This window comes from Ruegeria sp. CF4 (assembly GCF_056537345.1).
Window position 1 is genome coordinate 814655 of sequence record NZ_JBQFRJ010000001.1, and the last position, 20581, is coordinate 835235.

The window sequence follows — 20581 nt, forward strand, 5'->3', positions numbered from 1 at the left end:
GCGGGAGTTATGGCACAGACGGATTCAACAGCCAAGAAATCTTTGGCCGCAGCTGAATCAAGGGGGAATTTTCGGCAGTTTTTTGCGCAACTGATGCAAGTATGCTTTGATCTACAGCAGTTGGCTGCGCCGCCGATGCAAACACGCACCAGAGGCGAAAAGATGCACTTTGGTGATGCATTTGTGAATAGACAACAATCGCACAGCTTAACATTATCATTGGACGCGTCCAAGCAGTGCGCGTCAAGCTATTGAATAACCAAGGTCATCTCATGTCGTTTGTTTCCCGTTCCCGCGTTTTGCTTTTCACCCTACTGGCATCTACGGCATCCTTTGCTCAGGCGAGCACGGATGGAACAGCCTTTCAGATGGCCGTTGCCGAGAACACGGCATCAGCACCCGTTTTGGCCGAATTTTACCGTGATAACGGTTTTGATCCGGTATGGGTCGGCGACACTTCCGAACATGAAGCGCGGCGTGCGGCTTTGATCAAGGCACTGTCAACAACCGATCTGCACGGGTTACCTGCCGCGCGTTATGACGTGCAATCGTTGATGGACCAAATGCGGCAGGCGCGGACCACTCGCGATCTCGGTCGGGTCGAGGCGGAAATGAGCCGTGTCTTCGTAAAATACGCACGTGATCTGCAATCCGGGACTGTGACGCCGTCGCAGATCGACAATGGGCTCGTCCGCAAGATTGAACGACGCTCGGCCAGTGAACACCTTCGACGGCTCACCACGTCGGAGGGCGGGAGCTATCTTCAGGATCTGATGCCGCAATCCCCACAGTATCTGGCGCTGATGAAGCAGAAGAGGGTGTTGGAAGATTTAATCTCACAAGGCGGATGGGGCGCGACCGTACCAATCACCAAGCTGGAGCGCGGGGATACCGGCCCAAGCGTCCTCAAACTGCGGAACCGGCTGGTGTCGATGGGTTACCTCAAGCCGACCGCCAGCCCGACCTATGATGGCGCGCTGATCGAGGCCGTCAGGGCGTTTCAGACCGCGCATGGTTTGGAACCGGATGGCGTTGCAGGCAAAGGTACGATCACCGAAGTCAATCGCCCTGCGTCGGATCGGCTCAAGGCTGTGCTCGTTGCGCTTGAACGGGAACGTTGGCTTCCGGAAGAGCGTGGCGCGCGCCACGTATTGGTAAATCAGGCGGACTTTTCAGCCAAGATTGTTGATGACGGTCGGGTCACTTTCGAAACCCGCGCCGTGATCGGGAAGAACACGAGTGATCGCCGCAGCCCCGAATTCTCGGACGAGATGGAGCATATGGTGATCAATCCCAGCTGGTATGTACCACGCTCGATCATCACCAAGGAATACCTGCCAAAGCTGCAATCCAATCCGAATGCGGTCGGCCATATCCAGATCACTGACCGTAGTGGTCGGCAGGTAAATCGCGGCGCCGTGGATTTCACCCAATTCACCGCTCGGAACTTCCCGTTTTCGATGCGGCAACCCCCGAGCCAAAGCAATGCATTGGGCTTGGTGAAGTTCATGTTCCCCAACAAGTACAACATCTATCTGCATGATACGCCTCAGAAATCTCTGTTTGCACGAGAGGTGCGCGCCTTCTCGCATGGCTGTATCCGGCTGGCGCAACCGTTCGAGTTCGCATACGCGCTGTTGGCCAAGCAGGAGGAAGATCCGAAGGCGTTTTTCCACCGCGTGCTGAACACAGGGAAAGAAACCACCGTGAAGCTGGATAAAAAAGTTCCGGTACATCTGATCTACCGCACCGCCTATATCGGCCCGAAGGGCGACGTTCAGTACCGCCGCGACGTCTATGACCGTGACGCCAAGATTTGGAAGGCGTTGCAAAAGGCAGGGGTGGTCCTGCCGGACGTTCAGGGGTAATCACGAGGGCAAGTCCTGCCATAAGGAAGCCCGACATGCAGTTCACCGTTGAGCAAATCGCCGAAGCCATCGGGGCCGCGGCCGCTGGTCAGACAGGCCTGACCATCCTACGCGCCGCCGAACCGGGGGATGCCGGGCCAACCGATCTGGCGATGGCGATGTCTCCGAAATATGCCGAGGCACTGGCGAAGGGATCTGCGCGGGCGGCTGTGCTTTGGGATGGTGCCGACTGGCAGTCCTTGGGCCTTGAGGCGGCGATATTCGTACAGCGGCCGCGGATGGCGATGGCGGGAATTACGTCAATGCTGGATCGCGGGCAGGGGATCGAGCCTGGAATCCATCCATCTGCCGTGATTGATCCAACTGCCGAGATTGGTGCGGACGTATCCATCGGGCCGCTGGCCGTCATCGGCGCGCGCGCTCAGATCGGGGCCGGCTCGGTCATCGGTGCGCATTGCGTGGTCGGCATGGATGCGCTGCTGGGTAAGAACGCCTTACTGCGCGAAATGGTAAGCATCGGGGCACGGGCACAGATCGGGGATCGCTTTATCGCTCAGCCGGGTGCGCGTATCGGGGGCGATGGTTTCAGTTATGTCACTCCCGAGGTGTCGGGTGCTGAAAACGCCCGAAAAACGCTGGGTGATCAAGGGGATGCCAAGGCGCAGAGCTGGTTGCGAATTCATTCCTTGGGTGCGGTCGAGATTGGCGATGATGTCGAAGTAGGATCAAACTGCACAGTCGATAACGGGACCATTCGCAATACGGTGATCGGGAGCGGATCCAAGCTGGATAACCTCGTGCATGTGGGCCACAACACGCGCGTCGGGCAAGATTGCCTGTTGTGCGGCCAAACCGGGGTTTCGGGATCGGTCGAGATCGGGAACAACGTCGTCCTTGGCGGTCAGACCGGCGTGGTCGATAATATTTTCATCGGTGATGGCGTGATTTCTGGTGGCGGTACAAAGATTCTGTCGAACGTGCCCGCGGGGCGTGTAATCATGGGCTATCCCGGCATTAAAATGGATAGCCATACCAATATTTATAAGGCACAACGCCGTCTGCCGCGTATGGCCCGTGACGTCGAGGCGTTGAAAAAGGCTGTTTTCAAACAGCCGCCGAGCGATTAAATCATCCCCAACGCGAAAATCAGGGGACCGATATGAGCATCAGCGACCGCGTCATTGCAATCATTGCCGAGCAGGCCGTTCTTGAGCCTTCGGACGTGACGCCCGATAGCACGCTCGAAGATCTGGGTATCGACAGCCTGGGTTTGGTCGAGAGCATCTTTGCCATCGAAGAAGAGTTCGACATCTCGGTGCCCTTCAACGCCAACGAGCCTTCGGCCAGTGATTTCGATATCACCAACGTGGCTGCGATTATTGCGGGTATTGAAAAGCTCGTGGCGGAAAAGGTCTGACGCCGGGCTATGAAACGCGTTGTCATTACGGGTGCGGGCACCATCAACTCGCTGGGTCATTCGGTGCCCGATACTTTCGAAGCAATGCGCGAAGGTCGTTGCGGCATTTCCGAGCTGGAGTTCAGGGATGTCGAACGTCTGTCGATCAAGATCGGCGGTCAGGTACGCGGCTTTGAGGCAGAGGGTCGGTTCAACCGCCAGCAGATGAGCCTTTATGACCGTTTCACCCAGTTCACTCTGATTGCGGCGAAAGAAGCGATCGATCAGTCCGGGATCGTGTTTTCGGGCGAAACTGCTGCGCTGTCCGGTGTCGTTCTTGGGACTGCCGGTGGGGGTGTGTCGACCTGGGATGACAATTACCGCTCGGTCTATGAAGATGGCAAGAACCGGGTCCATCCGTTCGTTGTGCCTAAGTTGATGAACAACGCAGCAGCCAGCCATGTCTCGATGGAGCATAACCTCAAAGGGCCCAGCTTTACGGTATCGACGGCCTGTGCCTCTTCCAACCACGCGATGGCGCAGGCGTTTCAACTGGTTCGCAGCGGTGCCGCGCCTGCCATGGTCACAGGCGGATCGGAATCGATGCTGTGCTTTGGAGGGGTCAAGGCGTGGGAAGGGCTACGCGTGATGTCCAAAGACGCTTGCCGCCCGTTCAGTGCCAACCGGAACGGCATGGTTCAGGGCGAAGGTGCAGGCATCTTTGTGTTCGAAGAATACGAACACGCGCGGGCCCGGGGGGCAGATATCCTGTGCGAGGTTGTAGGGTTTGCGATGTCGTCAGACGCCGCTGACATCGTGATGCCAAGCAAGCAAGGGGCTTCCCGCGCCATGGCAGGTGCGCTGAAGGACGCGCGCCTGAATGCCAGCGATGTATGTTATATCAACGCGCACGGGACGGGCACGGCGGCCAATGACAAGACGGAATGCGCTGCGGTTGCCGGTGTGTTTGGCCCGCATGCGGATGAACTGATGATCTCGTCCACCAAGTCGATGCATGGCCATCTGATCGGTGGGACCGGCGCGGTCGAATTGTTGGCATGTATCATGGCGCTGCGCGATGGCGTGATCGCTCCGACCATTGGTTATGAAGAGCCCGACCCGGAATGCGCGCTAGACGTAGTGCCTAATGAAGCACGTGAAGCAAAGGTCAATGTCGCCCTCAGCAACGCATTTGCATTTGGCGGTCTGAACGCCGTTCTTGCGCTGAAACGGATATAAGAAAGCCGCCGTGTAAGAACGGCGGCTTTGTAAAGTAACCCTTGAGGCTTATCTCACCGAAACATTCAGTCCGTCGAAGGCTGAGGTGAAGCCTGATAGCGACATATCCATGTTCAACACCTGATCCGGAAGGCGGGCAGGAACCAGCGACAGTACCGCCTTGGAGCCTGCTTTCATCGCGTCGATATCGCCCTGGGTAAATCCGAGCTGCGCAATACAGCCGACCGAAACGCAGTGATGATAATTGTACAGCTTACGCGGCGCGCCATCGATCGACACCGCCAGCTGCGCCTGCAGCAGGGTCTCTAGCGGAACAACCACATTCGCCCATGCAACGGCTGCGCCGCCTTCCGGCAGTTTGCCGAGCGACACTTCGGCAATGGGATCGCCTTGTTGATTGTTGAGAATCTGAACCATCGCGCAGGGATCTTCGTCTTCCTGCGTTTTGATGCAGGAGATGTTCCAATCGCCAACCTGCTCACGCACATATTGCTCGCCGATCCGAGGACCTGATTGACCCAGGTCCAGATCGCTCCCTACTTCGGCTTCGGCCTCAGGGGCATCTGTGGTTTCCTGCGCATAGGCCGCACTGCTCAGCAATGCAGCAGCAACCAGATTTAGAGGGAGAAGTTTCCTGATCATGAATGCCTCATCTTTATGATCCCGCTTTTTGATCCGTCTATCACTCTGTGCTTGTGGTGTCAGGCTCAAACCGAATACCTGCGCTGGAATTGAACGGATTTTTGCCGAAACGGGATAAAGAGACCACGTTAGAGCCAAAGAAAAAGGGAGCCGGTGGAGCGGCTCCCTTCATGAAATTTTTCTCCCCGTCGGACTGGCCGACTTAGTTATGCGCAGACGTTACGAAAGGGGAACCCAAGGGTCAACTGCTAAGCCAAAGAATTTAACCCTTCGAGACCTGAATTTTGCCATATTTCGCAAAAAAGCCGCGCCCGAAGGCACGGCCAGTCGACAGGGAGGAATTTGCCCCACCGCGACAATGCCGCGATGAGGTGAGATTTACTCTCGCAGCCAAAGGTTAACTTTGTATGCTTGGCGCAGATCGGTAGAACTGGGACAGATATTGAATGGACAACAAGATCTTTATCGGCGGCGCGGGCGAAGGATACAGCCACGCGCAAGGGCTTTCGTTGAAATACGCCAACCGACACGGCTTGATCGCAGGGGCGACGGGTACCGGGAAAACGGTCACGCTGCAAATTTTGGCCGAAGGGTTCTCGCAGGCGGGGGTCCCCGTTTTTCTAGCCGATGTCAAAGGTGATCTGTCGGGGCTGGCGTTGCCGGGGAGCGTTGATCACAAGCTGCATCAGGCGTTCATGGATCGGGCAAACCGTATCGGGTTTGATGCATTCTCATACAACGCATGCCCAGTGACTTTCTGGGATCTGTTCGGAGAACAAGGGCATCCGGTACGCACCACCGTGACCGAGATGGGGCCGCTGTTGTTGTCGCGGTTGCTGGAGCTCAGCGAGGCGCAGGAGGGAATTCTCAACATCGCCTTCCGCGTGGCAGACGAAGAAGGAATGCCCTTGTTGGATCTGAAGGATCTGCAGGCACTGCTGGTCTGGATCGGTGAAAACAGGGCGCAACTGTCTTTGCGTTATGGCAATGTCTCGACCGCATCAATCGGAGCTATTCAGCGCCGTCTGCTGGTGTTGGAAAACCAGGGTGGAGCCAATCTGTTTGGTGAGCCCGCGCTCGAACTCTCGGACCTGATGCGGACCGATGAGAACGGGCAGGGGATGGTCAATATTCTTGCCTCGGACAAATTGATGGGTGCGCCGCGTCTTTATGCAACCTTTCTGCTGTGGCTTCTAAGCGAGCTGTTTGAGGAATTGCCCGAAGTCGGAGATCCGGAAAAACCCAAACTAGTCTTCTTCTTTGATGAAGCGCATCTGCTGTTCGAAGACGCGCCCAAAGTTCTGGTGGACAAGGTCGAACAGGTCGCGCGCCTGATCCGTTCGAAAGGGGTTGGGGTGTACTTCATCACGCAAAACCCAGCAGACATTCCCGAAGATATCCTTGGGCAATTGGGCAACCGGGTGCAGCACGCTCTGCGTGCATTTACTGCACGGGATCGTAAGAATCTGCGTCTGGCAGCTGAGACCTATCGCGAGAATCCGGCCTTTGACACCGAAACCGCCATCCGTGAGGTGGGTGTGGGTGAAGCGGTGACCTCGATGCTGCAGAAGAAGGGCGTACCGGGCGTTGTCGAACGGACGCTGATCCGGCCTCCGGGCTCTCAACTCGGGCCGATCACGAAGGCTCAACGCAGGACGGTGATGGATGCCTCAGCAATGCAGGCGAAATATGGCGAGAGGGTTGATCGGAAATCGGCGTTCGAGATCCTTCAAGCCCGAGCCAATGCAGCCGCACAAGCAGCGGCTGAGGCCGAATCTGAGGAGGTTTTGGAGCAACAAAACCCAATGCAGCGCGAATACGCATCGGCTCGCAGATATTCGGGCAGCCGCGTCGGACGGTCCTCGTCACGCGCTGCGCGCAAGAAAGAATCATTTGCAACAGCGATGAGCGAGGCGGTGATAAAGGAACTAAAAGGAACGACTGGGCGCCGCATTGTGCGCGGCATACTGGGTGGCCTATTCCGAAATCGATAGAGAATGAGTGAGGCGCCCCGCAATACATCAGGGGCGCCAGATCTGTTAGCGATTCAGACGACGCAGCCCTTCCTGACGGCAATATCCATCAGCCTCTGGCACCGACATTTTGGTGGCCGGAAAGTCAATCGCACGGTCCCATGTCACACGATCCTGCCGGTACAACTGGCAGGTTACGACACCTTTGGGCGTCTGAACCTTCACCGGAGTGGTTTCAAGTTGCTCGGGCGACGGGATGCATGCGCTCAGCACCGCCAGAAGCGGGGTGGCTATAGCAAAGAATCTGAGTGGTCGTTTCATAGCAAATAAGGTGCTCTTATCCTGGTTAACTTCGTGATCGTTAAAAGGCCTGCCCAAACACAAGTCGTATGAAGACAGAGTGGCGATGTGGTGGATCGCGGGTGTGGCTGTTTAGACCGTTTTGATCACCCATACAATAAACCGCGCCGTCAAACGGCGCGGTAGGGGAAATTCTCACGAAATTTTGCTTATTTCTCGGGGATCAAACCCCTTGGACTGAATCTGAGAACAATCAGCAAGATCAAGCCCATCGTGAACAGGCGCATATGCGCTGCACTATCGATCAGATGCGTCTTGAGAGCGCTGCCATCAGGCATTCCTGAGGTGATCAGGTTCATCAGCCACAAGCCGATGGGTTCAACTTGCACCCAAAGGAACCAGATCAGGAACGCACCCAGAACGGCTCCGAAGTTGTTGCCTGACCCGCCGACAATGACCATGACCCAGACAAGGAAGGTAAAGCGCAGCGGGTTGTAGGTGCCCGGCGTCAACTGCCCGTCCAGAGTGGTCATCATGGCACCTGCGATACCGCAAATGGCCGAGCCGAGGACGAAGATCTGCAGATGGCGACGAGTGACGTCCTTGCCCATCGCTTCGGCCGCAACTTCGTTGTCACGAATGGCACGCATCATCCGGCCCCACGGGCTCTTCAGTGCCATCTGCGCCATCCACAGCAGCACCAGCAAGACGATCAGGAACAGCAGCGAATAACCCAGTTTGACCGAAAGCGTCGAGGCGATCACCGGGTCAACTCCCAACCAATCCGCGCGTGCGATGAACGAGGGATCTTGCTGCAGCTCAACCTCATAGCCAACCACAGGCGAGGGGCGGGGGATGCCGTAGACATTCTTTACGCCGCGCGCCAGCCAGTCTTCGTTTTTCATGATGGCGATGATGATCTCGGCAATGCCCAGTGTCGCAATCGCCAAATAGTCCGAGCGTAGACCCAACGCGGTTTTGCCAATCAGCCAGGCGGCACCCGCAGCCAGCAATCCCCCGGCAGGCCATGCCAACAGGACCGGCAGGTTCAGGCCACCGATATTGCCTGCAACGGCGGGATCGATCGCCTCAATCGCCGCGATGCTGGGGTCAAAGATTGCACGGTAGACAAAGAAACCAACAACGAGAATACCGATGATGGCCAGCGTTTGCACACGCCCTTTTGGCATCTTCTGCGCAACCATCACTGCCGCAACAACTGTCGCTGCACCCAGCAAGAGGGCAAGCACGACGCCATAGCCGCCCGCCGACCAAGCTCCGGGCGTTGGTGGGGTCGAGACCAGCACAACCGCCAGCCCGCCCAGCGCGACAAAGCCCATGACACCAACGTTGAAAAGGCCCGCAAAGCCCCATTGCAGGTTCACGCCAATCGACATGATGGCCGAGATCAGGCCCATGTTCAGGATCAGAATTGCCGCGTTCCAGCTTTGTGTGAAGCCGGTCAGCAGGATCAGAGCGCCGACGACAACAAAAAGCAGCGTGTTTTTGACGGGCTCGCTCATATCACTTTCCCCTTAAACAGGCCCGTGGGCTTAAACAGCAGCACGATCAGCAGGATCGCAAAACTGACGGCGAACTTGTAATCGGTGGACAGGAACTGGACCAATCCTGACGGCTCGAGATTTTCCGGGGCCAGATAGGTCAGCACTTTCTTCCACGCATAGGTGATGGTCACCTCGGAGAATGCGATAATGAACCCGCCCGCGATGGCTCCAATTGGATTGCCAAGGCCTCCCACGATGGCCGAGGCAAAGATTGGCAGCAGAAGCTGGAAATAGACAAAGGGCTTGAAGCTCTTGTCCAGCCCGTAGAGCACACCCGCAGTAGTGGCCAGCGCGGCCACGATGATCCAGGTGATCATCACAACGCGTTCGGGGTTGATGCCGGACAGCAGCGCCAGATCCTCGTTATCCGAATAGGCACGCATCGACTTGCCGGTGCGGGTCTTGTTGAGGAACCAGAACAGCAGCACCACAGCAACAACGGCAACAATCACAGTGATTCCCTGAGAGGTCTTGATCGCCAGCCCTTCCCGCAGCCCGGTCATTGCCTTGAAATCCCGTGCCGAGACGATGAAGCGCGCGCCGTCCGAGAACCTCTGATCATCCGGTCCGATGATGAACCGCACAAGGCCGTTCATGATGAACATCACGCCCATCGACACGATCACCAGAATGACAGGTTTGGCCTTTTGTTCCCGGTAGAAGCGATAGACCAGCCGGTCAGTGACCAGCACCAGAACGATACAGCCCAGAATGGCAAAGGGCAGGGCCAGCAGAGCGGTCGGCAACGGCCCGAAACTGACCCCGGCCGCCTGCAGGCCCCATGTGACCAGCACAGCGATCATCGCGCCAAAGGCCATCGTGTCGCCATGGGCAAAGTTCGAGAACCGCAGGATGCCGTAGATCAGCGTCACCCCCAAGGCACCCAGCGCCAACTGGCTGCCATAGGCGATTGCGGGAACAAGGACGAAGTTGGAGAGCGCCACAAGGGCGTTGAGGAAGTCCATTAAAACTCCTGCTCGCAATCGCCTTCAAATACGCGACGCGCATTGAAGGTCTCTGAGTAATTGACATATTTCTGCGGAACGACGACGAGCGTAGCCGTCAGCGTTGATGGTGGTGTTCGTACGAAGTATACGATCGAGTTGCTATTCTCTGTCTTTTGAGACGCGATCATCAATGAGTTTTTAGATGTGACAACATACTCTGTTCTATTCGAAAGGCGTAAGTTGGAAGTCGTTTCTCCGGCCGCGGACGTGCCATCAATTCTGAACTCCCCGAAATTACTTCGAACTTGATTGGGCGGACTGCCGACGAACTCGATATCGAATGTTGAACCCAAGCACTCTTCTTCGTGTTCACAGACTTCACTTAGAAAGCATGCTTCGGCACCAGCGGCGCCGGTTAGTGAGGCAATGATCAATGCTGCAGGTATCTTCACGCTACCCCCCCAAGAAACTCTTACGCACTTCGGGATCGGCCAGCAGTTCTTTGCCTGTGCCGGTATAGGCATTCCGCCCCTGAACCAGCACATATCCCTTGTCCGCGATCTCCAGCGCCTGACGGGCGTTCTGTTCGACCATCAGGATCGGCAACCCGGTACGTGAGACCTCAATGATCCGGTCGAACAGTTCATCCATTACGATGGGCGAAACGCCGGCGGTGGGTTCGTCTAGCATCAACACTTTGGGCTGGGTCATCAGCGCGCGGCCCACGGCGACCTGCTGGCGTTGACCGCCCGACAGCTCTCCTGCAGCCTGATTGCGTTTGTCGCGGAGGATAGGGAACAGGTCATAGACCTGCTCCATCGTTTGGCTGATGTCGTCGCGGCGGATGAAGGCGCCCATTTCCAGGTTCTCTTCCACCGTCATCGAAGTGAAGATGTTCGAGGTCTGGGGCACAAATCCCATGCCACGTACCACGCGATCCTGCGGTGTGAGCGAGGTGATGTCTTCACCGTCGAGCCGAACCGCGCCCGAGCGCACATCCAACATACCGAAAACGGCCTTCATCGCGGTGGATTTACCCGCACCGTTGGGGCCAACGATCACAGCAATCTCACCTTTATCGACGGCGATGGTGCAATCGTGCAAAATGTCCGGCCCTTTGCCATAGCCGCCGGTCATGGTGTCGCCGATCAGGAAAGGGCCGCCCTCAACCCGATGCGTCTCACCGCTTTTGCGATGGGCGGGGGTCATAGTGCCGACGCCATGCGCATTGGTGATCGAGGCGTCCTTGTTGCCTTTATCGTCCTGGTAGGGGTTGTCGCTCATGCACCCGCCTCCAGTTTATCTTTGTTTTTCAGGCCGGTACCCAGATAGGCCTCGATCACATGCTCGTTGGCCTTGATCTCGTCCAGAGTACCCTCGGCGAGCACCTTACCCTCGGCCATGCAAATGACCGGGTCGCAGATCTTGCCGATGAAATCCATATCGTGCTCGATGACGACGAAGGTATAGCCGCGCTCCTTGTTCAGGCGCAGGATCGTGTCGGCGATGGTCATCAGCAGGGTGCGATTCACACCCGCACCGACCTCATCCAGGAACACGATCTTGGCGTCGACCATCATGGTGCGACCTAGTTCCAGCAGCTTCTTCTGACCGCCCGAAACCTGACCGGCCTTATGATCAGCCAGATGTTCGATGGTCAGGAATTCCAGCACCTCATCGGCCTTGGCCTTCAACGCGCGTTCTTCATCGGCGATGCGTTTGCGTCCGAACCATGTGTTCCAGAGCGATTCACCTGATTGCGCACCAGGCACCATCATCAGATTCTCGCGGCAGGTCATCGACGAAAACTCATGCGCGATCTGGAAGGTGCGCAGCAGGCCTTTGTGAAACAGCTCATGCGGGGGCAGGCCGGTGATATCCTCACCATCCATGAAGACCTTGCCACTGGTTGGTGGAAGAACACCCGCGATCACATTGAACAGAGTGGTTTTTCCGGCCCCGTTCGGCCCAATCAGACCGGTGATCGAGCCCTGTTGGATTTCCAGCGATGCCCCGTCCACCGCATGAAACCCGCCGAAATGCTTGTGCACGTCTTCGACGACGATCATCTTTTCCCCTAGCCGCCGTTTTCGGCGTCGTTGCCCCATCCCCGTGTGAAAGGTGCGGCCTTTTGTCATTGAAACAGCCCGGACACAAGGCCCGGGCTGCTTGTTTTTATGACTGTTAACGCAGTATCAACGGAAGTTGACGGTCTTGTTCTCGCCGTCGGTGACTTCGATCTCACGATACGAGCCAGCGCTTTCGCCGGGGCCGATCAGTTCAACGCCCGATGCGCCGACATAGTCGATCTCCTGACCGGCAGCCAACAGTTCCAGACCCTTGGCCAGTTCACCCGGATAGATCTTCTCACCCGGAGCATTGGCAACGTCCATGATCTTGGCGCCGTAGTCAGCAGCGTTGGTCGAACCTGCGGCCTGCATGGCCAGCATGAACAGTGCTGCTGCATCATAGCTTTCCGGCGAGTACGGGGACGAGCCGTCAAAACCAGCGGCTTCGGCCATGGCAAAGTACTTCTCGGCACCTTCACCACCCGAACCGGCGATCTGACCGAACGAACCATTCAGGTCGGGACCAACGTTTGCAGGCAGCGAGTCACCTATCATGCCGCCGGGCAGACCGAAGGTGTCAAACGCACCGCTGTCCAGCGCCGATTGGATGATGCCCAGACCGCCTTGGTCCAGATAGCCTGCAACGACCAAAATGTCGCCACCGGCCGAGGCCAGCGCGCCAACTTCGGCCGAATAGTCGGCTTTGCCGTCTTCGTGCGCGGCAACGATGGTGACTTCGCCACCCGAAGCCTCGAACGAGGACTGGATCGCATCTGCCAGACCCTTGCCGTAGTCGTTGTTGGTGTAGGTCAGCGCGATCGAGCTGATGCCACGATCATTCAGGATGTCAGCCATCACCTGACCTTCACGCGCATCCGACGGGGCGGTGCGGAAGAACAGGCCGTTATCTTCCATGGTCGATAGACCCGGCGAGGTCGCCGATGGCGAGATCATCACCATGCCGTTGGGGATCGCGACGTTCTGCAGAATTGCTCCGGTCACGCCCGAGCAGTCACCGCCGATGATACCGGCAACGCCGTCCGCGATCATACGTTCGCCGTTCGAGGTGGCCAGACCGTTGTCGATGCAGCCCGTGTCGGCGCGGGTCCCGGTGACGGTCGCACCGTCCAGCAGTTTCCCGGATTCGGTGACCTCGGCCATCGCCATTTCGGCACCCGAACCCATGGCAGGTGCGAGCGATTCGATTGGGCCGGTGAAGCCGAACAGCACGCCCAGTTTGACGTCTTCGGCCATTGCGGTACCCGCCAGCAGAGCGGTGGCTGCAGTTGCAGTCAGCAGCTTTTTCATATGGTTACTCCCTATTGTGAACGTATTCGTTCTGCGCACGACCCTAGGCAAGCCATGCGAAAAAGAAAAGTCCTAACGCAAACGTGTTTTTGTGGGGCATAAACCTATTTGTTCTCATGATGATAAAACCGCGTGTCCGAGGAAGAGATCATGAAGTTCAAAGCGTTTGCGATTCTAATCCTGCTGTCTAGCGCGGGGATTGTCCGCGCCGATATCCTTGAAACGTCAGAAGGCGCGGTTCTTGTCCAACCTATGATCGAAGAGCTCGATACCCCCTGGGCGGTCGGAATATTGCCAGATGGTTCTTTTCTGGTGACTGAGCGTGACGGGCAGTTGCTGTATGTGTCTGATGGCAAATCCCAGAAAGTGCAGGGTGCCCCGAAAGTTGCTGCGAACGGGCAGGGCGGTTTGCTGGATGTGACAATTGCACGAGACTTCGGCCAGACGCGTGAGATTTTTTTGACCTTTTCCAAGCCGCAAAGCGGTGGGGCGGCAGGCACCGCGCTCGCGGTGGCGCGTTTATCGGAAAACGACAAGCGTCTGACCAACACTCGGATCATCTTTGAGGCCCTTCCCGGCGGCTCCGGTGGACGTCATTTTGGCTCACGCGTTGTCGAGGCCAATGATGGAACGCTCTTTGTCACGATTGGAGACCGGGGGGATCGGCCGCAGGCACAGAACCGGAAAAATCACATCGGGTCCGTGATCCGGATTAATCGTGATGGATCGGTGCCTTCGGACAATCCGTTTGTAGGGCAGGGCGATATTCGCCCTGAAATCTGGACCTATGGCCACCGCAATCCGCAAGGGGCCGGTTTGGATGCTCAGGGGCGTCTTTGGACTGCCGAGCACGGTGCGCAGGGTGGTGACGAGGTAAATCTGATTCAGCCGGGGCGAAACTATGGTTGGCCCGTTATTTCGTATGGCAAGCACTACTCAGGCAAGAAAATCGGAGAAGGCACCGCAAAAGAAGGCATGGAGCAACCGCAGCACTATTGGGACCCGTCCATCGCGCCCTCTGGGCTGATGGTATATTCTGGTAAGCTTTGGCCGAGCTGGGCTGGAAACCTTTTCGTGGGGTCACTCAAGTTCGATTACATTTCCCGGCTGGCTGGGACACCGTTGCGCGAGGTCGAACAGATAAAAGGCCCTGAAACGGAACGCGTACGCGATATCGTCGAAGCGCCCGATGGGTCGATCTGGTATATTTCTGTAGGTGAGGGAGCAGTTTACAGGATGACACCCGACAAGTAACACAGAAGCATCACAACCTATTGGATTGCTTTATGCTACGAGTTCAGTTTATTATCGTTGCGCTTTTTTCCGCAATGCCCGCTCTGGCCGAAGAGTTTTCATCCTACGAAGAGTATCAGAGCTTTTTGGACAAGAAGATGAAGAACCGGGAATTCTCTACTGTAATCAGAGATTTCGGCGGTGCGGATGAATATACTGAGCAAGAGCTGGCCCGCATCCAGACCCAGCTTCGAGATGTGGTTCCTTATTATTTGACAAACGCGGCAGTCATTAAGCGTGTTGAATTGGAAAATGGCTTCTCGCAGGAGTTGCGAGCCTATTGGAATGACATGAAAAGCTATGTTTACTTCTACGCGCTGTTACACGAACGCGATGACGATTTGATAGTTATTCAGTTCTATCTCAACACCAATCCCGAGGAACTTTTGACAAGGTTTTAATATTAAACCGACAGCCGTCCGCTCTGCGCACCGCGCTCGCGGTAAGGCGTGGTGTTATAGTGCGCCCGGTAGCATTTTGAGAAATGGCTGGGCGAGGCAAAACCACAGGCCAGCGCCACGTTGATGACGCTCATATCGGTCTGCATCAGCAGATTGCGCGCCTTGTGCAGGCGTAGCTCCATGTAATACCGCTTGGGCGAACGGCTGAGGTAGCGGCGGAACAGACGCTCCAGCTGGCGGGTGGACATGCCCACATCCTTGGCCAGGATCGAGGGTGAGATCGGCTCTTCGATGTTCTTTTCCATCATCAGAATTACCTGACTGAGCTTCGGATGCCGCACCCCGATACGCGTCGGCGTCGACAAACGCTGGGTGTCTTGATCGGTGCGGATCGAGGAATAGATCATCTGATCGGCAACTGCATTCGCAAGATCCTCGCCATAGTCATCGGCGATAATTTTGAGCATCAGGTCAATTGATGAGGTGCCGCCCGCCGTCGTCATCCGGTTCCCATCGACCTGAAACACTGATTTGGTCAGTTCAACAGTGTCGAATTCTTCCGAGAAACTGTCCGAGTTCTCCCAGTGGATCGTGGCCCGTTTGCCTTCCAGCAATCCGGCTTTAGCCAGCGTATAGGCGGCCGTACAAAGCCCTCCGATCTTCAACCCCTTGCGCGCCTCACGGCGCATCCAGTTCAGAATCCGTTTGGTGGTCGCCGCCTGAACATCAACTCCGCCGCAGATCAGGATCACGTCGTCGCGTTGCAATTCTTCAAGATCGGCATCCAGTTTGAAGGTGGTTCCCGCCGAACACTGTACAAGTTCACCGCCTTCACCGGTCAGTTTCCAGGTGTAAAGCTCCCGGTTCGCCATCCGGTTGGCAATCCGCAGGCTGTCGAGCGCAGACGCAAAGGAAAGCAGCGAGAACTTATCCAGCAGAACGAAAACAAAATTGAGCGGCTTGCCCGCTTCTCGATCCACGGTGACAACTTGGCGTTGCTCTTGCATGGCGATGTGTCCTTGATTCGGTGCACGCCGGGTTCGAAACGTCGGCGGATATGGCTGTCACCATGCTCAAAGCTTGTTTGCGGCGTCAAGAGGCGCAAATGTGATATGGTCTCTGACGAATGCATTTTGTATAGAGACCACCTGAATTACCTCAGCGGAGATCCAAGCTATGACGGAATGGCAAAAAACGAACTGGCGCAGCAAGCCCAGGGTTCAGATGCCAGACTATACCGACGCAACCGCGCTGGCCAAAGTCGAGGCGCAGCTTTCGCAGTATCCCCCGCTGGTCTTTGCAGGCGAAGCGCGGCGTCTCAAGCAACATCTGGGTGCCGCTGGTCGCGGCGAGGCCTTCCTGTTGCAGGGCGGCGATTGTGCTGAAAGCTTTGAACAATTCAGTGCTGATGCGATCCGTGACACGTTCAAGGTGATGCTGCAGATGGCCATGGTTCTGACCTATGGCGCCAAGGTGCCTGTGGTTAAAGTGGGCCGGATGGCGGGTCAGTTCGCCAAGCCCCGCAGCGCCCCGACCGAAGTGGTGGATGGGGTGGAACTGCCTAGTTACCGCGGTGACATCATCAATGAACTGGCCTTCACACCCGAGGCACGCATCCCGAATCCCGGCAAGATGCTTCAGGCCTACACGCAGGCAGCCGCGACGCTGAACCTTTTGCGCGCCTTCTCGACCGGTGGTTTCGCCGATATGAGCATGGTGCATTCGTGGACTCTGGGTTTCACGGATGAACAGGACGTTCAGAAATACTCGGAAATTGCCGACCGCATCCAAGACACCATCGATTTCATGGGCGCTGCCGGGATTACCGCAGATAGCACGCATGAGTTCTCGACAGTTGAGTTCTACACCAGCCACGAAGGCTTGCTGCTGGAATACGAAGAGGCGCTGACCCGTCTGGATTCGACTTCAGGCAACTGGCTGGCAGGCTCCGGTCACATGATCTGGATTGGTGATCGGACACGTCAGCCCGATGGCGCGCATGTCGAATTCTGCCGCGGTGTTCTGAATCCGATCGGCCTGAAATGTGGTCCGACAACGACAGCGGAAGACCTGAAGGTCCTGATGTCCAAGCTGAACCCCGAGAACGAAGAGGGTCGCCTGACCCTGATTGCGCGTTTTGGTGCGGGTAAGGCTGGTGAGCATCTGCCACGTTTGGTCAAGGCCGTGAAGGAAGAAGGTGCCAAGGTAACCTGGGTCTGCGATCCGATGCATGGCAACACCATCAAGTCCGCGACGGGCTACAAGACGCGTCCGTTCGACTCGGTCCTGCGCGAGGTGCGCGACTTCTTCGGAGTGCATCAGGCCGAGGGCACCGTGCCCGGCGGTGTGCATTTTGAGATGACCGGTCTTGATGTCACCGAATGCACCGGTGGCGTACGCGCCGTGACGGAAGAGGACTTGTCGGATCGCTACCATACGGCCTGCGACCCGCGCCTGAACGCGACGCAGTCGCTGGAGCTGGCATTCCTGGTGGCGGAAGAATTGACCAATCTGCGCCGCGATCGCGTCAAACGTGCCGCGAGTTGAGAGACCGCGACAGTTTAGAAATCAGAACGGCGGGCCACTGACCCGCCGTTTTTCTTAGTCATCGCGGGAAGATACCAGCCGAAGATATGGTTCGGACCGCACAAACTCGCTTTGCTGTTCGGCAAAACCCATAGCCTCATGCGGAGCGGGTTTGGGCGGTTGCCGTAGCTCTGACAGTTCGCGCACCCGATGATCAGTTATCGAGAAACGACGCGGTGTGGTGCCAATCACGCCGTCACTGAGCATGACACCCAGCACGCGGCTGACATCCCCAAGATCGCTTTTAAGCGGCAACAGGATCATACGAGCTTGCAGGCATGCACGGCCCAGTTTGCCTTTTGAGGTCAATCCAAGTTCGACCACAGCCGGTGCCGTGAACACCCGGTCGAGATAGGTTTTGACATCATCACGCGCGCTGGGTTCGAAAAAGGCAGTCAGAGGCATGCCGCGCACCTCCATCCCAGCCAGCTTGTTCAGGTGGCTTCCGGCGAGACGAAACCGTGCCAGACCCGGTGCAATACGTTCGAGTATGAACGTGTATTCCAGAACATTCTCTAACCCGCGAGGATCGATCTGTGACCGCATCGGCACGCCGTCGCCGCCAAGAAGGGCGGTCCAATAAGCTTCGGCCTGACGAATTGGGGACAGGCTGCGCCCGCTGTCAAATCGGTCCATCGCGACGATCTTTCCAAATCCTGAGCCAGAGCCAGTCCCGAAAAAGGTTTTCATTTCATCACCCTATCGTCAATCAGTCGCCATTTTCCTAAAATGCCATCTTTCGGGCATAGCTGGGGTTCATCAGCGCTTCCGACTGTCAGATTGACACGGGTTAATACAATTTTGGATCAATTCTTTAACGAATGGTTAACCGATCGCGTCTCTGCCACAAATGAGCAAGGTCTTGCCCCTAGCCCGTTGTTGGCATTAGGTGCGGCGAGCGGTTTTGACGGAAAGGGCAGGCATGATCAAATCCATGACCGGTTTCGCCTCGGGCAAAGGAGCGTTTGGCCCCCATAGCTGGAGCTGGGAGCTGCGCAGCGTAAACGGCAAGGGACTGGATATGCGCCTGCGCGTGCCGGACTGGTTGACCGGGCTTGAGGCTGCGCTGCGGGGGGAGCTGTCGAAACAGGTCAGCCGGGGCAACGTGACGTTATCGTTACGGCTGAACCGGGAAGAGAGCGCCTCTGACATCAAGCTGAACGTTTCAGCCATGGAGGCCGCTCTGGCGGCGCTATCGCAGACCGAGGCGATGGCCGCTGCGCGTGGTATCGAACTGGCGGGATCCAAGGCCAGTGATCTGCTGACGCTGAAGGGCATGCTTGAAGCGGGCAGCGAAGATGATGATCCCGCTCCGTTGGTTGAGAAGCTCAAGACCGAATTCAGCGGCTTGCTGGCTGCTTTCCTAGACATGCGTAAGGCCGAGGGGCAAGCGCTGGCCGGCATTCTCGGCGGTCAGTTAGATCAGATTTCTAGGCTGACAGAGACGGCTGCCGATCTGGCCGAGCAGCGGCGAGAGGAGATGGCACAGGCGCTAAAGGACAATCTGGCGCGTGTTGTCGATAATGCGCAAGGTGTCGACGCTGAACGAGTCGCGCAGGAACTGGCGCTGATCGCCGTCAAGGCGGACATCACTGAAGAGATCGACCGTCTGGCCGCTCATGTCGCCGCCGCGCGTGCGCTGCTGGATCAGGACGGTCCGGTCGGGCGCAAGCTGGATTTCCTGATGCAGGAATTCAATCGCGAGGCCAATACGCTCTGTTCAAAATCGCAAAATGCCGAGCTGACATCCGTCGGGCTTGAGTTGAAGGCGGTGATCGATCAGATGCGCGAACAAGTTCAGAACGTGGAATAGGAACGAGGGCACACACATGGCAGATCGCCGGGGTCTATTAATCATTCTGTCCTCGCCCTCGGGCGCAGGCAAGTCCACTTTGGCCCGACGTTTGATGCAATGGGACAGCGATCTGGAGTTTTCGATCTCGGCCACCACGCGTGCACCACGACCGGGCGAAGAACATGGGCGCGAATACTACTTCCTGTCAGAAGACGCGTTCAAACAGCAGGTTGCCGATGGGCAAATGCTGGAACATGCCCACGTGTTCGGGAACTTTTATGGCTCACCCGCCGATCCGGTGCGCGAGTCGATCAACAAGGGCCGTGACGTGTTGTTCGATGTCGATTGGCAGGGGGAAGTGCAGATCAGGAATTCGGATTTGGGCAAACATGCGTTGTCGATCTTCATCCTGCCACCGTCGATTCCCGAACTGAGGCGCCGCCTGGAAGGCCGGGGGCAGGACAGCGAAGACGTGATTGCCAAGCGCATGCTGAAAAGCTGGGATGAGATCAGCCACTGGGGTTACTACGATTATGTCCTGATCAACGACGATCTGGACGCGACCGAGGAGAAGCTGAAAACCATCGTCAGTGCCGAGCGGATGCGCCGCATTCAGCAGCCGCGCCTGCAGAACCACATCCGTACCTTGCAGACCGAGTTCGAGGAACAGTCATGACGATCTATGCTTTGGGAGAGCATCAGCCTCAGATTCACGAGGATACCTGGGTCGCGCCTGATGCCAACCTGATCGGTAAGGTGGTGCTGGAACAGGGGGCCTCGATCTGGTTTGGCTGCACAATCCGCGCAGATCACGAAGAGATTCGCGTTGGTGCGGGCAGTAACGTGCAGGAAGATTGCGTGATGCATATCGATGCCGGATACCCGCTGACCATCGGCGCGAATTGCACCATCGGGCATAAGGTCATGCTGCATGGATGCACGATCGGGGACAACTCTCTGATCGGCATGGGGGCTATCGTTCTGAACGGGGCAAAAATCGGTAAGAATTGCCTGATCGGGGCAGGGGCCCTGATCACTGAAGGCAAAGAGATCCCTGATAATTCGCTGGTCATGGGAACGCCGGGCAAGGTTGTGCGTCAGCTTGATGATGAGGCCGCGCAACACCTGACGCTGAGCGCGCTGCACTATCAGGACAACATGCGCAAGTTCCGCGAAACGCTGAAACCGGTCTGATATCG

The 20581-nt window shown here is 57.0% G+C and carries 21 protein-coding genes; 11 read left to right on the forward strand and 10 right to left on the reverse strand.

Annotated elements, in window-relative coordinates; translation table 11 throughout:
- The first annotated feature begins 272 nt into the window (after nucleotides 1-272).
- Genes ACR0NF_RS04010 through ACR0NF_RS04025 form a run of 4 tightly spaced genes read left to right on the forward strand, consistent with a single transcriptional unit; the run spans nucleotide 273 to nucleotide 4503 of the window.
- Nucleotides 273-1868: a L,D-transpeptidase family protein gene (locus tag ACR0NF_RS04010; RefSeq protein WP_480666904.1), complete on the forward strand. Its 1596-nt coding sequence runs from the start codon at nucleotides 273-275 to the stop codon at nucleotides 1866-1868.
- Between the two features lie 35 nt (nucleotides 1869-1903).
- Complete coding sequence (gene lpxD / locus ACR0NF_RS04015) at nucleotides 1904-2995, forward strand: UDP-3-O-(3-hydroxymyristoyl)glucosamine N-acyltransferase (protein WP_480777807.1); 1092 nt, start codon at nucleotides 1904-1906, stop codon at nucleotides 2993-2995.
- Between the two features lie 32 nt (nucleotides 2996-3027).
- The gene (locus tag ACR0NF_RS04020; protein WP_480657653.1) at nucleotides 3028-3285 is read left to right on the forward strand and encodes an acyl carrier protein; all 258 of its coding nucleotides are present in this window, start codon (nucleotides 3028-3030) and stop codon (nucleotides 3283-3285) included.
- A gap of 9 nt (nucleotides 3286-3294) precedes the next feature.
- Complete coding sequence (locus tag ACR0NF_RS04025; RefSeq protein ID WP_480469782.1) at nucleotides 3295-4503, forward strand: beta-ketoacyl-[acyl-carrier-protein] synthase family protein; 1209 nt, start codon at nucleotides 3295-3297, stop codon at nucleotides 4501-4503.
- Between the two features lie 48 nt (nucleotides 4504-4551).
- On the opposite strand, the gene ACR0NF_RS04030 is transcribed toward ACR0NF_RS04025, so the two are convergent.
- Nucleotides 4552-5145, reverse strand: a complete 594-nt coding sequence (locus ACR0NF_RS04030) for an invasion associated locus B family protein (RefSeq protein WP_480666906.1) — start codon at nucleotides 5143-5145, stop codon at nucleotides 4552-4554.
- A gap of 446 nt (nucleotides 5146-5591) precedes the next feature.
- On the opposite strand from ACR0NF_RS04030, the gene ACR0NF_RS04035 reads away from it, so the two are divergent.
- Nucleotides 5592-7139: a helicase HerA-like domain-containing protein gene (locus tag ACR0NF_RS04035; protein ID WP_480777808.1), complete on the forward strand. Its 1548-nt coding sequence runs from the start codon at nucleotides 5592-5594 to the stop codon at nucleotides 7137-7139.
- A gap of 45 nt (nucleotides 7140-7184) precedes the next feature.
- On the opposite strand, the gene ACR0NF_RS04040 is transcribed toward ACR0NF_RS04035, so the two are convergent.
- The 7 genes from ACR0NF_RS04040 to ACR0NF_RS04070 form a co-directional block, all read right to left on the reverse strand.
- Nucleotides 7185-7439, reverse strand: a complete 255-nt coding sequence (locus ACR0NF_RS04040) for a hypothetical protein (RefSeq protein WP_480469785.1) — start codon at nucleotides 7437-7439, stop codon at nucleotides 7185-7187.
- A 188-nt stretch (nucleotides 7440-7627) separates the two neighbouring features.
- Nucleotides 7628-8941 carry a branched-chain amino acid ABC transporter permease gene (locus ACR0NF_RS04045; protein ID WP_480469786.1) on the reverse strand — a complete coding sequence of 438 codons (1314 nt, stop codon included), beginning with the start codon at nucleotides 8939-8941 and terminating at the stop codon, nucleotides 7628-7630.
- On the reverse strand, nucleotides 8938-9948 hold the full coding sequence (locus ACR0NF_RS04050) for a branched-chain amino acid ABC transporter permease (RefSeq protein WP_480469787.1): 1011 nt from the start codon (nucleotides 9946-9948) through the stop codon (nucleotides 8938-8940). The genes ACR0NF_RS04045 and ACR0NF_RS04050 overlap by 4 nt, the downstream gene beginning before the upstream one ends.
- Nucleotides 9948-10382: a hypothetical protein gene (locus tag ACR0NF_RS04055; protein ID WP_480469788.1), complete on the reverse strand. Its 435-nt coding sequence runs from the start codon at nucleotides 10380-10382 to the stop codon at nucleotides 9948-9950. Before ACR0NF_RS04055 ends, ACR0NF_RS04050 begins: the two co-directional genes overlap by 1 nt.
- A gap of 1 nt (nucleotide 10383) precedes the next feature.
- Nucleotides 10384-11214: an ABC transporter ATP-binding protein gene (locus tag ACR0NF_RS04060; protein WP_480469789.1), complete on the reverse strand. Its 831-nt coding sequence runs from the start codon at nucleotides 11212-11214 to the stop codon at nucleotides 10384-10386.
- Complete coding sequence (locus ACR0NF_RS04065; protein ID WP_480469790.1) at nucleotides 11211-11999, reverse strand: ABC transporter ATP-binding protein; 789 nt, start codon at nucleotides 11997-11999, stop codon at nucleotides 11211-11213. Before ACR0NF_RS04065 ends, ACR0NF_RS04060 begins: the two co-directional genes overlap by 4 nt.
- A 126-nt stretch (nucleotides 12000-12125) precedes the next feature.
- Nucleotides 12126-13307: an ABC transporter substrate-binding protein gene (locus tag ACR0NF_RS04070; protein WP_480469791.1), complete on the reverse strand. Its 1182-nt coding sequence runs from the start codon at nucleotides 13305-13307 to the stop codon at nucleotides 12126-12128.
- A 150-nt stretch (nucleotides 13308-13457) separates the two neighbouring features.
- Here ACR0NF_RS04070 and ACR0NF_RS04075 point away from each other — a divergent pair, with 150 nt between their 5' ends.
- Both ACR0NF_RS04075 and ACR0NF_RS04080 read left to right on the forward strand, forming a co-directional pair.
- Entirely contained in the window at nucleotides 13458-14561 is a 1104-nt protein-coding gene (locus ACR0NF_RS04075) for a PQQ-dependent sugar dehydrogenase (protein ID WP_480777809.1), read from the forward strand.
- A gap of 32 nt (nucleotides 14562-14593) precedes the next feature.
- Complete coding sequence (locus tag ACR0NF_RS04080) at nucleotides 14594-15001, forward strand: hypothetical protein (RefSeq protein WP_480777810.1); 408 nt, start codon at nucleotides 14594-14596, stop codon at nucleotides 14999-15001.
- Nucleotides 15002-15003: 2 nt separating this feature from the next.
- On the opposite strand, the gene ACR0NF_RS04085 is transcribed toward ACR0NF_RS04080, so the two are convergent.
- Entirely contained in the window at nucleotides 15004-16008 is a 1005-nt protein-coding gene (locus tag ACR0NF_RS04085; protein ID WP_480777811.1) for a GlxA family transcriptional regulator, read from the reverse strand.
- A 169-nt stretch (nucleotides 16009-16177) separates the two neighbouring features.
- Here ACR0NF_RS04085 and ACR0NF_RS04090 point away from each other — a divergent pair, with 169 nt between their 5' ends.
- On the forward strand, nucleotides 16178-17548 hold the full coding sequence (locus ACR0NF_RS04090; protein WP_480469795.1) for a class II 3-deoxy-7-phosphoheptulonate synthase: 1371 nt from the start codon (nucleotides 16178-16180) through the stop codon (nucleotides 17546-17548).
- Nucleotides 17549-17602: 54 nt separating this feature from the next.
- Here ACR0NF_RS04090 and ACR0NF_RS04095 read toward each other — a convergent pair whose 3' ends face one another.
- On the reverse strand, nucleotides 17603-18277 hold the full coding sequence (locus tag ACR0NF_RS04095; RefSeq protein ID WP_480469796.1) for a PAS domain-containing protein: 675 nt from the start codon (nucleotides 18275-18277) through the stop codon (nucleotides 17603-17605).
- Between the two features lie 232 nt (nucleotides 18278-18509).
- On the opposite strand from ACR0NF_RS04095, the gene ACR0NF_RS04100 reads away from it, so the two are divergent.
- Genes ACR0NF_RS04100 through ACR0NF_RS04110 form a run of 3 tightly spaced genes read left to right on the forward strand, consistent with a single transcriptional unit; the run spans nucleotide 18510 to nucleotide 20576 of the window.
- Complete coding sequence (locus ACR0NF_RS04100; RefSeq protein WP_480657666.1) at nucleotides 18510-19400, forward strand: YicC/YloC family endoribonuclease; 891 nt, start codon at nucleotides 18510-18512, stop codon at nucleotides 19398-19400.
- 16 nt (nucleotides 19401-19416) lie between these two features.
- Nucleotides 19417-20058, forward strand: a complete 642-nt coding sequence (gene gmk, locus ACR0NF_RS04105) for a guanylate kinase (RefSeq protein WP_480469798.1) — start codon at nucleotides 19417-19419, stop codon at nucleotides 20056-20058.
- A complete protein-coding gene (locus tag ACR0NF_RS04110; protein ID WP_480666914.1) occupies nucleotides 20055-20576 on the forward strand; it encodes a gamma carbonic anhydrase family protein in 522 nt (173 codons plus the stop codon). Before gmk ends, ACR0NF_RS04110 begins: the two co-directional genes overlap by 4 nt.
- Nucleotides 20577-20581: the final 5 nt, after the last annotated feature.